Origin of the sequence: Thioclava sediminum (genome assembly GCF_002020355.1) — a bacterium.
Classification (GTDB): Bacteria; Pseudomonadota; Alphaproteobacteria; order Rhodobacterales; family Rhodobacteraceae; genus Thioclava; species Thioclava sediminum.
This window is the reverse complement of sequence record NZ_MPZV01000004.1, coordinates 310,324-323,227: the sequence shown is the minus strand read 5'-3', so window position 1 is coordinate 323,227 and position 12,904 is coordinate 310,324. Positions and strand designations below refer to the sequence as shown.

The window sequence follows — 12,904 nt, the reverse complement described above, 5'->3', positions numbered from 1 at the left end:
AGTCTTTACGCCCATCCCTACCTTGCCGAGCGGCAGGCTAGAAAACCCCAATAGGTTGGGCAATCGGAGTGATCTGCTACAAGAAGTTGTCAGAAACTTTCTTGATCCACTCTTGATTGCCCCCCAACCTCTCAAGCAAAGCCGGAGCAACTTGCTTGAGGAACTTACTAGCTAGAAAGGCTGAAGCCGCTGATGGTTGCAGTAGCCCACCAAACAGTAGCTTTTCACGCAATTCCGTATGGCTCGTAAACTCGGGGGAGGAGCCATATCGCTCGCCGACCAGTGCTCGCGCCAATAGAAGCAGCGCAGCTTACAATCGATTGCAAGGGGGCAACGACGTCGCGTCGATGCCACGATCAGTGGTGGCTCAGTCGGAAACGGCCCGGGCTTCCAAAAGAAAAATGGTATAAACCTCCCCGAACCTGTGCCGATCAAAGATCAATCGTCGCCCACAGGGTAAACACTATGTGTCGGATCGAACCAAAGAATCTCGAATTTATCGACATTTCGTTCGCCCCAAAGGCGTGGCTTTCCGCCCAGCCGGAAACGGAACAAACTGTTCGCATATCGCTCTATCTCGATGAGGCGGGCCTGCGCTTCGTCACAGACGTCATTCGAACTCATGTTGTGGTGCATCTTGTGTCCACTCTCCGAAGAATGGCTATCAATCTCTCCCCAGGTGAGATTTGACCACTCCTCAAGCTTTTGAACGATTTCAGAATCCCATGATTTATTCAGGCAGTCACGATCCACCCCCCAGCTCCAAGTGCCTTCACAGTCAGCACCTTCGCGGGACCATCGCATCTTCATACTGTAGATGGAGTTCGGGTCTGCGCCCGCACGCGGCGTTCTCGCTTGCGGGAGCTTCTCCTGGACTCGTTCAACCAGTCGCGCAGACTTTTCCTTTGCAGCCAATTTGGCAGCAGTCTTTCGCTCGATACGAGCTTGTTTTTTAGACCTGTGGGGCAATGCTCGAATAAAATTCAGAGAGAGACGCGGGCTCAATCGGCGTATTTTGCCCTTGTGCCATTGCGTCTTGCCAAGGTTGCTCCATGTGCGTCAGGTCGCTGAGCCACTGAGCGTCTTTCTCGCCGTAAAATTCAATCACACGTTTGACGGTATCGGCTTGAACATCCGAAAGCTTGGAGGCATCGCCTCCCGGTATGTCATCAACGCGAAACCTGCCGCGCGTCGCTTCCCAGAGGTCACGGACAACGGGCCCATTTTTCCAAGCTTCGATTTGCTCATCAAAAATGACATCGTCGTCCCAAACGGTCGACCACGCTTGAGAATAGTAAACGAGCTTCTGCAGCTTCATCGTTGTCATCGGTCCACATCCGTCGAGAATGAACTGAGCAACGTCTCTGGCGCTGGGCATAGCTTTGACCTACATAAATCAACTGCGCATATATATACGCTCTTGCCCTCGTGATTTCCACCGCCGTGAGCGTCTTCTCTCGAGATGCGAGCTGGATGTTACATTACCAGTCGGTGTCCACTGCTCGCTACGACGAGCGGTGGGTCATTCGGGAAAGACCGAATGTCGAACCACTTGAAGCAAGTGCCGTCAGCGTTGGCCTTGTCTCCACACCGGATAGGAAAGCCATTTGCGCTGCGCCGGATAAGTGCTGCCCTGAACGCCCGCAGGTCGATGAGCCACCACAGATCCAGCCCGCAGCCGTCTTCGCTGGCGTGGCCGTAGAACAGCCAGTCGCCCTCGCCATTCACAATCTTCGCCAACTCCGTCATGGCGCCTGATGCTACTTGCGAGCGGATCGTGAACTCATAGGGGTAGCGGGAGGCGTAGCCAGGGCGCCGGACCCGTGCGGCAATCCGTAGGTCACGGCCATCCAGCATCAGCAAGTCTGTCGCGTGGTGTCGATCGAGGTGATCCGGCGCGACCTGCAGCAAGTGAGCGCCAACTATCCGCCGTATCTCAGGCAGGTATTGGTCGGACCACTGTCGATTGATGCTGTAAGGCACGTTCATTTTTCAGCCTATTTTAGGCGGGAAAGGCCCCGCACAACGCGGAGCCTCGGTGCTGTCTTGCCGGTTAGGCTGAAAGTTGGGCTTGGCGCATGACGGTTGCAGCCATCGCGTCAGCCCAATCGTTAGCCTGGATGTTGAAAGCGCGTTGGAAGGGCTCGACCTTGCCCCAAGCGGTCATGGCCTGAGCCTTGATCACGAGGCCCTGCATCGTCTTCTCCTGGAAGCGCATGATCTGATCCACGTGAGCGTGAAGCGCCTCTCGGACGGCGGCAAGCCTTCCGTTGGCGTCATCGATACCGGATGCGGATTTCGCCTTTTCCAGATCCGCCCAGTAGGTTTTTGCAAGGGGCAGCGCCTCCTCGGAACGAGCAACCCAAGTTTCGTGGAATTTCAGCCCACGTTTGCTCTTGGTTTTCATGATGTGGGCAATGCGCTCTTTGTTGTAGCGGATGTCGGCCTCGAAGTGCTCAGGCTTTCCCACACTGATCAAGGCGCCCGGCACACCAGACTTGCTGTCTTCGGGGTGCGCGAACGCCAACCCATCGACGCCGCGCTCTTCGGTGCATTGGTTCCCATAGCGATAAATTTGCTGGGGCGCGCGGGGCCAAGTTGGAGCGAACCGGTCAACGATATCCTGCCTCGTTGCCAAAGCTTCCAGATAATCACGTTCGAGAACTGGCAGAGCATCTGCCAAAGTTAGTAGTTCCGGGTCTTCTTGCGTTTGCGCCTCCGCCTTGGAGCCTTTCATCGCGGCTGCGGCGGTAGCGCCTGCTGCGAGAGCCAGAAGAAGGCTACGGCGTCCAATTTCAGTTTTGGTCCCGGCGTCAGCAGCGTAACTAGGGGATTTCAGCTGGAAGTCCATCGGCATGTTTCTCTCCTTTATTTTATTCGTTTGGTTGATGCGCCCGCTGATCAGCAGGCGCGAAATTCATGGGTAACACCGTTCACCTTGATCTGGCTGACGGTCGCGAGGTTCACAGAGCGAGGCGCCTTCTTCTCGGCATCCCAAACCGGAAGAAGGTTGGGATGGCGCTGGGCGCGCGTCTCAGCGGCTCTCCGGCCAGCATCGGAGGCCTCGGCGCCTTTGGTATGCTGGCGTAGCGTGGCGGGCTGGACCCACATCACACGGCGCGTGCCGTCTTTCTTGATGAAGGTGATCGAGGCGAAGCGGCCTTTGGCGCTCGCGATCAGCTTGCGCTTCTCGATGTAGTCTGCAGCCTCGCGTGTCTCTGCCTTGCAGAGAGCAGCTTGCAGTTCTGAGAGACGGGCACGCCCAGCGCCACCCAACACGCCGGCGTTTTCGAGGGTCACAATTTCCGCCAAGAGATCCGCGCTGGAGCGTTGGGCGAGGGCGTCAGCCTCGGCGCGCTTCGCAGCGACCACCTTGGCGACCTGAGCCTCTTGCTTTGCGTCCGACCATGCGAGCTTGAGGGCCCGGGACAGGAGCTGAGAAAGCGTTTCGTGAGTGCGCCCCTTAAAGCGGCGAACAATCACCCAGGCGGCTCTCATGATGGCAGCGCGGTCGTAGGTCATGGCGGCAACTCCGTTTGCGTTTTTACTTACCGTGTTATAGATATGATACAGGGTAGGCGATTTGTCAATAACCCTGTTAGCGAAATATGCAACAAGGTATGCAAATGAGGCCGGAGCAGGTAAGAATGGCGCGCGCAGCACTACAGCTTGGCGTGCGAGAATTGGCGGAAATCGCGGGGGTGTCGTTCACGACGATCAGCCGCTTTGAGACGGGCAAAAGCGGCCTTCAGCACTCTACAGCGGAAGCGATCAGAAAGGCGCTTGAGGAACACGGAATCCAGTTTCTCGAAAGCGGGCAAGTTGCGGACGGTTCAGGCGTCACAGTCCGAGCGGATGGGGGCCACACAGGATGAGACGCACCGTTCTTTTCGCACTCTTGATTTCACTGGCTAGCCCAGCCATCGCAGGACCAGACGCCACATCCAAGCGGTTTCTGAGTCAACCAGCATCCATGATGGATTTCGGCATCTACAAACTTCAGCGAGAAGTTCTTGAGCAGATGCCGAGTGGCTATCCTAACGTAGCTTATGATTGGGACGCTGATGCGATTAAGGTCACGCGACACGCTCCATTCGACAGCCAAAGTGTAGAAGAAAACGAGCGTCTTTGTCGCGTGTGGATATTCGGAATGCGCCGGTTCGCTTTTGTGGATCCCGAAACCGGAAGCCCGTTCAGTTCGACCGGAACGAGCCGGTTTGCTGAGCTCTTCCTTCACGCTGGCTTCGAGACTACGGTCGATGGCGTGCCGGATACAGAAGCGATCAAAGAGCTCGACAAAAAGTTTGTTCTGGAAATGGTTTTCTTGGACGATGAGGATGGTTCATTCGCGCCAGTCTTGACCTGTCGAGGAGCATTGCTCAGCAACAAGGTCGCGATTGAGGACTAAGTTAGAGATGCGCCCGAACTTCGTATGCTCAGGCGACGTCGAAGAGCGCAAGACTAGCTTAACACCCCCGGCTCACGCTATCATTGAAGCCGCTAGTGCCGCGCCTGACAGTCGCTTGGGGCGAATTCACCCGGCAAGATGGCGTGAGCGCAGGGCGTAGAATATTGAGAGGCTACCAACATGGATTTCGAAAAGCGCTTACAGGAACGCCGAAAAGCTTTTGATAACGAGCAAGCGGAGCGAGAGAAGCAGGCCGAAGCGGCGCGGCTGAAAAAGCAGGACGCCGTAGCTTCGGCGATATCTCTATTGAAAGAATTCGCGCTTCCAACGTTGCTTTCCGCACGAGCGAGCCTGCGGAAAAATGACTTAGACTTGAAAATTCAAGACGATTTCAGCGAAGACATGCCCGTAAATGCTCGCGCCATCGCGTCCGCAACTTGCTGTTCATTCGCCCGAAAGTCAGATGGATATAGAATGGAGAGTCGCCCTCTAGTGATCGAGGTTGAGGGTGAGAAATTTAAGATTGGCTTCGGTCGAGAATACAACCGTCATACGATTCAAGAGTTAATTTCTACGACAGATCCGCAAAATTCTGATGAGGTAATCAAAGGGGCCATCTTGACGCTCACGGACGAAATTCTAGCCAAAGTCAAAGACCATCCTATTCCGTGGAATTGAGATAGCTTGATGCATTTGCATCGTGTGATTTCACAGCCCATCCTTCAGATCACCCGTTTTCAGCCGAAGGTCTTGCCGAGTGTTCCTCCTAAGAGAACCCAACGAAAGGAACTCAAGTGAAGGACGACGACGATTTTGGCCTCACCGACGCGATCAAGAAAACTGAGCGCGAACGTGACTGGTTACCTCTCGCCATCTTGGCAGCCAGCGCGTTGTTCGCCTGGATGTCCGGGTATCGCGATTTTTCCCACGTAAGCGCATTCGAAGGCTTCGCGGGACTGGCGCTCTTCGCGGGGCTGCGAGGCATCTATCAGAACAAGGTTACAATTCTGCGGCTTGAGAAGCGCCGGGAATTCATGGCGCGGAAAGAAAGAGAAGCAGATTGGGTCCTATCTCAAACTGCTTCGGTAAGCCATGTCGCAGAAGTGGACCGATAAAGGGACTCCGCGCATTGCCGGTTTCTACCGCTAAATAGCGGTGCGGGCCGCTCTGTTGTCGCTCTTTATTATCACAGCGAGCAACCGATAGTCACCGTTAGAAAACGGCGGCAAGGTTGATCCCGCCGCCGCCTTCTCCGCGCCTCGTGATGTTTCAGTTGGCCGGTGCAGCCCCTCTCCGCATCAGCGCCTCAATTGCACGCCTGCTCGACTCGCTTGCGACGGGAAGCCTGTTCAGCTTTCCGTTCGCGACCATTGCTCGTGCAATCTCAGCGTTGCGCGACGCTATGACCTCCGATCCCCTTCGGGCCAAGCTGCCAGTGACAGCGCCTGCGGCAGCGCCAGCAGGCCCGCCAAGGCCGAAGCCAGCGCCGATTTGCCCGAGTTGGCCGAGCCCGCCACCCAGAAGGTTCATGATTTGGCTGCCCATCGAACCGTTGACCACCTTCCGCATCGCCGCCTTCTCCGCCTCAGTGAACTTGGCCGCCAGCTTCTTGTTGCTCAGGATGCGTTTGAACTGGTTGCGGATGCCGCTGGCGCCACCGGACAGGTAGTTGTTCTGCCCTGCCTCGATTGCGTCATCGATCATCTGGCTTTTTGACATTCGCGACCAAACATCCCTGGCTTTCGGGATAAGGGTTTTCAGCGCCTGAACGTCGCCGGAAACCACATCCCCAGGCGCCAGATTTTTCACGAGGTCATCCAAGCCGCTGATGATCTCCATCCCGGCCTTCTGGTCTGTCTTGTTGGCGAAGTTGCCTGCTGCAGCGCCTGCCTGACGGCGCATCTGGTCAAGGCTCTTGAAGGGCAACGCGGCGGTTGGCTCTTTTGCCATGCGGTCACCAGCCTGTCGCATGATCTCCATCGCGCGTGCAGAGTTCGGGGTGAGACTCCCCGGACCGGGCAATTCATCGAAGCCGGTATTCTGGCGCAGCATGTTGAGAATCCTCTGACGGGTTCGATCGAATGCCTGCGGTTGGATCTGGACGTTGGCCCTGTCGATGGCGTCATAAGCCGCGCGCCCCTCTGCCCTGAGCGCCTCGCTGCTCGGAGCGCCTTTGATGGCTTTCGTGATCGCTTGGCGTGCCGCGTGCCCGTCTGCGAGTTTCTGCACTCCACGCCCCACGACAGGGGCTGCGAAGCCAACAGCCGCACCGACCTTTGCTCCGGTTTTCGCGTCACTCATCCGATTGTCGAAACCGCCTTCGCCTTCCATGAAACCGTAGGTGCCGCCCATGGCCGCACCGGTCGCGGTAGAAGCGGCAAGGCGAGGCAAGAGGCCCGCCCCACGCCCAAGGGTGCCGATAGCGCCACCTGGGGCCATAGCGCCAAGCACAGCGCCGCCAAGCTCTGCGCCCAGCGCCGTCTTGGGGTTATCTCGCTGCAGGACGTGCTCTTGCTGGCGATAATGCTGCAGACGGTTGTCGTAGCTGCCGATACCGAGCGCAGCATCTGCTGCAGCACCAGCCTCATCACCGATCAGGCCAAACGTCATCGCCTCGCCTGCCTTGTTCAGTGCGGAGCCAACTTTCTCGCCGAAGTTCTGGCTGTTCGGATCGTTGTCGCCGAACACGTTGTCTTTCAGGGCTTGCCAAAGCCCCGGATTTTGTTCCGTTGCAGGATTGGCGTTGCCTGAGAGCGTCCCGTTTTTCAGCCGTAGTGCGATTTCGTCCACGATCCGGTTTTGCCGGTCAGCCGGAAGGTCTCGGAAAGAGCTATCCACCTCCACTTTCGTGCCGCCAAAATCGAGCGTGATCGGGGGCGTATCCGTCTGCTTGGAATAGTGGTTCTGCAATGCGCCTTTCATCGTGGCACGATCCGTTCCGGCAGGGAATTGGAAGGTGGTTCCATCCGTGCTTTGAACTTGGATCAGGTCGCCTCCCTGCGCAGTCGGCCCAGCTGAATTGCCTGACCGCTGGGCTTCTCTCGCAAGTTCAAGGAATCGCTTTGCCCCAGACCAGTCCCCAGCCGCATCAGCGCGGCGGGCTGCGTCCATCAATTCTCGATAGGTAGCCATTGTCTTTCCTTTCAAAAAGTCGGTTCGATCAGCGACCGAGGGAACTTCTCTGACCTGGTTGAATCTGTTGAAGCTGATCGTAGAAAGGGCCCCAGCCATACTTCATCGGGTTCTCGGCCATCGCGATAGCGCCATGGTTGCGACCCGTGCTGCCGATCATCGCAAGTTGCGAGAGGTCAGGCGTAGTATCTTCACTTCGCCAACCGTCTATCTGCGAACCGTTCCCGTTGCCCGGAAGGCTGGCGCTGGCTCCAAATCCAGTTTGCGCGGGGCCTTGGTCAGCGTTTTCGACCTGTCCATTGTTGGGCTGCATCATTCCCAACAACATCTGTCGAGCCCGCAACAGCTGCGGGGTCGTCTGCGAAATCTGATCTCGCTGTCTCTGCATAAACATTTCACTGTCCTTTCTGCTCGGCGCTTCCTGCCGCTTTGAGTTCTGCCAGTCGCTTCTCTGCGCGGGCGCTGAACTGGTCCTCGGTTTCGCCTTCCAGCGCGCGCAGCTGTCCTGGGAAGCCGAGAAAGATTGCGTATGCCGGGGCCGAGACGAGTTCCCCGGCTTCATTGCGTGTCACGCTTCTGATCAAGATGGTGGTAGGCCCGTCCGTTGCGGCGCTACCTGCTCTATGCTCCAGTTGCTCAATCCTGCGTTTCAGGCTCATTTCTGCGCCTCCAATTCTCTCAGCCGTTTTTCGATATCGGTGGTTTCGAGTGTGCGTCGGTAGGCCTCGATCAAAGCCATTACATGCGCGCCCTCGGTCGGGGTCAGCTCGCCCGATGCGACCGCCCCCAAGACAGCACTAGCCGCCTTTGCAGCATCCTCCGCCCCGTCCATGGCGGGCAGCTCGAATTGCACTGGTGCGTCCTTGCGGGGAGGCGCTATCCGCTCAAGGCAGAGCCGAAGCGCGGTAGCATCACCGCCCAGCGCCATCTCGACGGCTTTCCCGGTCAGCTTCTCGGCCTCACCGTCGAGCAGGTCGAGAACCGCACGGGTGACCCGATGCCGGGTGCCACGAGGCTTGCCGGGATTGCCTTCTGCGAAAGTGCCATCCGCATTTCGTCCGCTTTTTCGGGTCATCGAACAGCCTCCACCAAAGTTTGGGCGGTGCCATGTGGGCTGCGCAGTTCTCTCAGGAGATGGCTATTAGATATGTCCCCTATTCGGGCACACTGATAGCGGCAAAACAGGGCAAATCCGTATCCCATTCGGTCACACTTTTTCATTTGGCGACCCTCAACTGTGCCCCATTCGGATACACGACCGTGCCCGAATGGGGGGGTGGGTTTTGTTTTTTCGAAAGGTTCTCAGCGCGCCATCTTCGCGGCTTCGGCATGTAGCCACGATACACCGAGACCGGGTAATCATGCCCAGGCTCCCAACGCTTCGGCTCGACGGTCGGGGGACGGTCTTTCGAAGACATCATGGTTAGACGAAACTTTGCAGCCTTCCCATGGCCATCCATTCCTCGGACCCACGGATCAGTGCAGACGATCCAGCCTTTCGCTTGAAGATCCGCAAGCGCGGCGCCTGCGGTCTTCGTGGTGCAGCCCATGTCTTCGGAAAGCTCACGGAGAGACCGAAAGACCTCTCCGTTGTTGTTTCGGACCTTGCCATTCTTGTCTGCGGTTTCCGCCATGCAGCGCACCGCGAGATGGAAGTAGGCATCACGGGCCGGAAAGGTCAGAGCCTTCCAAGCTGGTAGCAGTCGGTGAGCATAGACCCACTTCGTGAACTGCTCTGTCCGGTGTTCATTTTTCTTATCTCTCGCCACGATTGCCTCCCCAAACCATCGAGGCCAAATCGTGAGAAAGCGGGCCAGAGACGCCGAGCAGACGACGAAGACGGGCAAGGCGAATTGAGGTCATGCCGCCACCTCCTGGCCGTCGAGACGGCGCACCCGGCTGCGAAGGAAATACACACCGTAGTCACCAGCGCCCGTTGCGCGGTCACCAGGATAGAACTCGGTATCCACTTCGAGCCCGATTTCACGCTTCAGCACATATACGATGTCGGAAATCCGAACAGGCGAGGCGCAATAAACGGGGCCAAGCGTTAGCAGTTCAAGGATCTGACGGCGGCGCTTCTCGAGGATTACAACGCGGCTCTTGCTGTTCGCGTTGATGACCTCGAAGGACGCCGGGCTACGGTCTTTGGGGAGATCCGCGACACAGTTCACTCGCTTTGCGTGGCGCGGAGGGGCCTTTTTGCTCTGGGTCATGCTCGATCCTTTTTGTTGAAGGACCGGTGCCGAATGGCTATTCTCAACTGTGTCGCAGAAAAGAATTTCGCCCTCGCCCGGTCTTTGACTGAGCGGGGGTTTCTTATGCTGCATTTCGGGACGCTTCTGCGGCTTCAATAACCGCTTGAATTTCACTCGCACGCCAGCGGCTAAGGCCGCCAATCTTGATAGGGCGAGAAATCGTTCCGTCTTGGACACGACGCCAGAACGTGGCGACAGACGCCCCGAGCATCTGTGCAGCTTCGCGGTCGCGGATCAGCGGATCATACGCAATCATGGTTCTTCCTCTAAGCAGTTGCTATGAGGTGAGATTGAATTAGCTGACCTGATCAGTCGCGTAGGTTAAATTCTCAGGATTTTTTCATACACTTTATCCGCGCACGTCCCTTGCGCACAGAAACGAGCACCGTTTCGATAGTCGGCACGCAGATAAGATCATGGATAAGCATCTCGACTTCGGAACTCACACCTACCGGGAAAACCTTGCGGATATGCTCGATCAACTTTGGATCGGTCATTTCCAGCACCTCGTCACTTCCTGTTTCAAGCAGCAGTCCCATTGCCGCGTTGAGAGCCATCACGCGAGTGCGGTCGATGTCTCCCAAATATTTTGACCCGCGCGGCCGACCACGCCTCTTGGCGAAACTTGCTGACGTGCCTTGAACGTTGATGCCTGCTTGAAACCCAGCTTGGAATGCGCGGAGCATTTTCCGCAGCTCGTCTTCGTCTCTATGGTGCTCCATACCTCATCCCCTAGCTAATCGCCTCGGAGAGAAGGCGATGACTTCGCCCTCGGCTTCGTCGCCGGTTATCACGTCTGCCCATGCGTCCAAGATTTCGCGTCTTTCCTCGAGGAACTCTGCACGATTGTAGATCCTCGCAACAGCACTCGGCGCCGACCCTGAGGCTGCGTGGTTGAGTATTCTGTCGACGATTGCCTCTGGCGCCTTCCTTTCGGCCATGTGGGTGCCAAAACTGGTCCTGAAGTCGTGAAACGTCCAAGGCTCCATATCCTCGGGCAAGTGCTTCAAGAGAGCAGCTTTGATCTTGGTGAAGCCCGAAACCGGGGTTGTCCCGGTTGAAGAGAAGACGAAGTCCCCAGTCGACAACTCGCGTCGGATAGCAATTTCAGCCAGCGCGGCATCTGAAAGATGCGTAATGTGCCAGCTGCCATTCTTCATTCGCGCGCCGCTAAGCGCTATCCATTTGCGTTCGAAGTCAATCTCGCTCCATTGGAGGGCTGCAATTTCGGTGCGGCGCTGGCCTGTCAGCATCAGCAGCCTAATAAGAGGGCCCGTGAGCGACGAAAGAGAATAGGTGGCCGCCCAAATACTCCTCATCTCAGCAAGCGACAGCACGCGCTCCCGCGGCACTTCGCGCACGGCTTTCTCAAGATGCCTTCCGATGTCGTCGTGAAAGAACTTCCTCTTGTATGCGAACTTCGAGAACTTTGAGAGATATGCCTTGAGCCGATTTGCCATCACTTGAGCACCGGAAGCAGCCTTCTCGTCGATCAACGATTGAAAGTCTGCTTCGGTCAAATCGATCGCTTTCTCATGAAGACGACCGGCGAAACTTGCACGTAGCGTCCTTTCTACCGTTACTCCTGTTCTCAACTTTTCCAGGTGGATCGCCACGAAGAGGTCAATGACTTCCTCGACAGTTTTCGCTGTCCGGTCCCTCTCCTTCTTCTCCGCAGCCTGCTTCTTCCTCTCCAGAACCCGATCGATCCCATTGGCCGCTTCATTTTCAATCTCTAGGGCGAGCCGTCTCGCTTCCTTGATCGAGACTGAGGGGTATTCACCCAGGGTGTGCTTCCGCTTCTTCCCCCCCTTCACACGCTTCTCGAAGATCCAAACACGCCGCCCGTTGTCATAGACCCTCAACCGAAGGCCCTGCCGGACGGTGTCAGAGATTTCGGCTCGACCTTTTGCCGGGTTCTCGATTGTTCGAACTAGTGCGTCGGTCAGCTGAACTTTCATCGCGCCTATCACCCGCAACCTTACCCCTCGATCAAATGGAGAACAGACCTTGCAGGGGACATATGGGGGACAAAGTGCCTGCGCCGGAATGATCCGTCCTGATAGGAATGTAGATCACGCGACACTATTAAGCAAGTATTTGATTTTGTGCGAAAAAGTATTTCGCAAACTTTGCGTAATATGCGCTGAGAACGGATGCTTATGCATGAGATTGATCGTCTGGCGTATGGACCTTCTGACTTTTAATCAGTGGGTCGCAGGTTCGAATCCTGCACGGCTCACCATCACCCTCAGAAACCCGGGCTTCGGCCCGGGTTTTTGCGTTTTCGGGTCTGCGGTTACGTAAGCCGCCCTCGGCGTCAGAAATAACTGCGCACCAAGGCCCCCGAGAGCAGCACCCAGCCGTCCGCCACCACGAAAAAGGCGAGCTTGAACGGAAGCGCCACGACCGCGGGCGGCACCATCATCATCCCCATCGACATCAGAACCGCCGAGACGACGAGACGACGAGGTCGATGATCAGAAACGGCAGGTAAACGAGGAAGCCGATCTGGAAGGCGCGGGTGACTTCGGACAGCATGAAGGACGGTACCAGGGTCGAGAGCGGCGCGCCCTCCAGGCTTTCCGGTGCGGGCGTGCCGCTGCGCAACTCGGCTAAGGCTGCGAAGGTGTCGGGATTCGTGCGCCCGGCCATGAAGGCGCGGAAAGGCTCGATCCCCTTGGTGAAAGCCTCCTGCCAGTCGATCGCGCCGTCGATCAGGGGCTGGCCCGCGACGCGCCAACTCTCAAGGAAGACCGGCTCCATGATGAACCATGTCAGGAACAGCGCGAGGCTGATGATCAGCATATTCGGCGGCGATTGCTGCAACCCGAGGGCTTGGCGCAGAATCGACAGCACCGTGACGATGAACGGAAAGGCCGTGACCATGATCGCGAGCCCGGGCGCGAGGCTGAGCAGCGTGATCGCCGCAATGATCAGCAAGGAGCGACTCGCGAGGCTGTCGCCCTCCCCGACAGAGAGCGTAATGTCCTGAGCCTGCGCGGGTAGCGCCGCGAGCGTTAAGGTTAATGCGGCGAGCGGGACGAGCCAAAGCGCTGGCGGGCATATCGTGGCGGCGCCGGGGGAGATCGGGCTAGGACGCATC

17 protein-coding genes, 1 tRNA gene and 1 pseudogene are annotated in these 12,904 nt (G+C 57.2%); 5 read left to right on the top strand and 14 right to left on the bottom strand.

Features of this window, described 5'->3' with window-relative positions; all coding sequences use genetic code 11:
• Positions 1 to 438 precede the first annotated feature (438 nt).
• The 5 genes from BMI91_RS19890 to BMI91_RS16910 form a co-directional block, all read right to left on the bottom strand.
• Positions 439 to 810, bottom strand: a complete 372-nt coding sequence (locus BMI91_RS19890) for a hypothetical protein (protein ID WP_158522191.1) — start codon at positions 808 to 810, stop codon at positions 439 to 441.
• Positions 811 to 952: 142 nt separating this feature from the next.
• Positions 953 to 1,327 carry a Panacea domain-containing protein gene (locus BMI91_RS16925; protein WP_208607990.1) on the bottom strand — a complete coding sequence of 125 codons (375 nt, stop codon included), beginning with the start codon at positions 1,325 to 1,327 and terminating at the stop codon, positions 953 to 955.
• A 149-nt stretch (positions 1,328 to 1,476) separates the two neighbouring features.
• Positions 1,477 to 1,989, bottom strand: a complete 513-nt coding sequence (locus BMI91_RS16920) for a hypothetical protein (protein WP_078605989.1) — start codon at positions 1,987 to 1,989, stop codon at positions 1,477 to 1,479.
• 64 nt (positions 1,990 to 2,053) lie between these two features.
• On the bottom strand, positions 2,054 to 2,857 hold the full coding sequence (locus BMI91_RS16915; protein ID WP_078605988.1) for a hypothetical protein: 804 nt from the start codon (positions 2,855 to 2,857) through the stop codon (positions 2,054 to 2,056).
• Positions 2,858 to 2,901: 44 nt separating this feature from the next.
• Entirely contained in the window at positions 2,902 to 3,522 is a 621-nt protein-coding gene (locus tag BMI91_RS16910) for a hypothetical protein (RefSeq protein ID WP_078605987.1), read from the bottom strand.
• Between the two features lie 86 nt (positions 3,523 to 3,608).
• On the opposite strand from BMI91_RS16910, the gene BMI91_RS16905 reads away from it, so the two are divergent.
• The 4 genes from BMI91_RS16905 to BMI91_RS16890 all read left to right on the top strand — a co-directional run bounded on the left by BMI91_RS16905 (position 3,609) and on the right by BMI91_RS16890 (position 5,523).
• Positions 3,609 to 3,875 (top strand): helix-turn-helix domain-containing protein, encoded by a 267-nt coding sequence (locus BMI91_RS16905; protein ID WP_341853200.1) that lies wholly within the window; start codon positions 3,609 to 3,611, stop codon positions 3,873 to 3,875.
• Entirely contained in the window at positions 3,872 to 4,408 is a 537-nt protein-coding gene (locus tag BMI91_RS16900; protein ID WP_158522190.1) for a hypothetical protein, read from the top strand. The genes BMI91_RS16905 and BMI91_RS16900 overlap by 4 nt, the downstream gene beginning before the upstream one ends.
• 180 nt (positions 4,409 to 4,588) lie before the next feature.
• On the top strand, positions 4,589 to 5,086 hold the full coding sequence (locus tag BMI91_RS16895) for a hypothetical protein (protein ID WP_078605985.1): 498 nt from the start codon (positions 4,589 to 4,591) through the stop codon (positions 5,084 to 5,086).
• 116 nt (positions 5,087 to 5,202) lie between these two features.
• Positions 5,203 to 5,523 (top strand): hypothetical protein, encoded by a 321-nt coding sequence (locus BMI91_RS16890; RefSeq protein WP_078605984.1) that lies wholly within the window; start codon positions 5,203 to 5,205, stop codon positions 5,521 to 5,523.
• Positions 5,524 to 5,677: 154 nt separating this feature from the next.
• On the opposite strand, the gene BMI91_RS16885 is transcribed toward BMI91_RS16890, so the two are convergent.
• From BMI91_RS16885 to BMI91_RS16845, 8 genes are all read right to left on the bottom strand, one after another.
• Positions 5,678 to 7,330 (bottom strand): hypothetical protein, encoded by a 1,653-nt coding sequence (locus BMI91_RS16885; RefSeq protein WP_146684143.1) that lies wholly within the window; start codon positions 7,328 to 7,330, stop codon positions 5,678 to 5,680.
• 605 nt (positions 7,331 to 7,935) lie between these two features.
• Positions 7,936 to 8,199, bottom strand: coding sequence for a hypothetical protein (locus BMI91_RS16875; protein ID WP_078605981.1), 264 nt, complete (start codon positions 8,197 to 8,199; stop codon positions 7,936 to 7,938).
• Positions 8,196 to 8,615 carry a hypothetical protein gene (locus BMI91_RS16870; protein ID WP_078605980.1) on the bottom strand — a complete coding sequence of 140 codons (420 nt, stop codon included), beginning with the start codon at positions 8,613 to 8,615 and terminating at the stop codon, positions 8,196 to 8,198. The genes BMI91_RS16875 and BMI91_RS16870 overlap by 4 nt, the downstream gene beginning before the upstream one ends.
• A gap of 142 nt (positions 8,616 to 8,757) precedes the next feature.
• On the bottom strand, positions 8,758 to 9,309 hold the full coding sequence (locus BMI91_RS16865; RefSeq protein WP_146684139.1) for a helix-turn-helix domain-containing protein: 552 nt from the start codon (positions 9,307 to 9,309) through the stop codon (positions 8,758 to 8,760).
• A 90-nt stretch (positions 9,310 to 9,399) separates the two neighbouring features.
• Positions 9,400 to 9,756, bottom strand: a complete 357-nt coding sequence (locus tag BMI91_RS16860; RefSeq protein ID WP_078605978.1) for a hypothetical protein — start codon at positions 9,754 to 9,756, stop codon at positions 9,400 to 9,402.
• 103 nt (positions 9,757 to 9,859) lie between these two features.
• Positions 9,860 to 10,054, bottom strand: coding sequence for a helix-turn-helix transcriptional regulator (locus BMI91_RS16855; RefSeq protein ID WP_078605977.1), 195 nt, complete (start codon positions 10,052 to 10,054; stop codon positions 9,860 to 9,862).
• A 73-nt stretch (positions 10,055 to 10,127) separates the two neighbouring features.
• Positions 10,128 to 10,520: a hypothetical protein gene (locus BMI91_RS16850; protein ID WP_078605976.1), complete on the bottom strand. Its 393-nt coding sequence runs from the start codon at positions 10,518 to 10,520 to the stop codon at positions 10,128 to 10,130.
• Positions 10,521 to 10,523: 3 nt separating this feature from the next.
• Positions 10,524 to 11,759, bottom strand: a complete 1,236-nt coding sequence (locus tag BMI91_RS16845; protein WP_078605975.1) for a tyrosine-type recombinase/integrase — start codon at positions 11,757 to 11,759, stop codon at positions 10,524 to 10,526.
• A 207-nt stretch (positions 11,760 to 11,966) separates the two neighbouring features.
• Here BMI91_RS16845 and BMI91_RS16840 point away from each other — a divergent pair.
• Positions 11,967 to 12,043 (top strand) — tRNA-Lys (locus BMI91_RS16840).
• Between the two features lie 75 nt (positions 12,044 to 12,118).
• Here BMI91_RS16840 and fliP read toward each other — a convergent pair.
• Positions 12,119 to 12,903, bottom strand: a pseudogene (gene fliP / locus BMI91_RS16835) (flagellar type III secretion system pore protein FliP).
• Position 12,904: the final 1 nt, after the last annotated feature.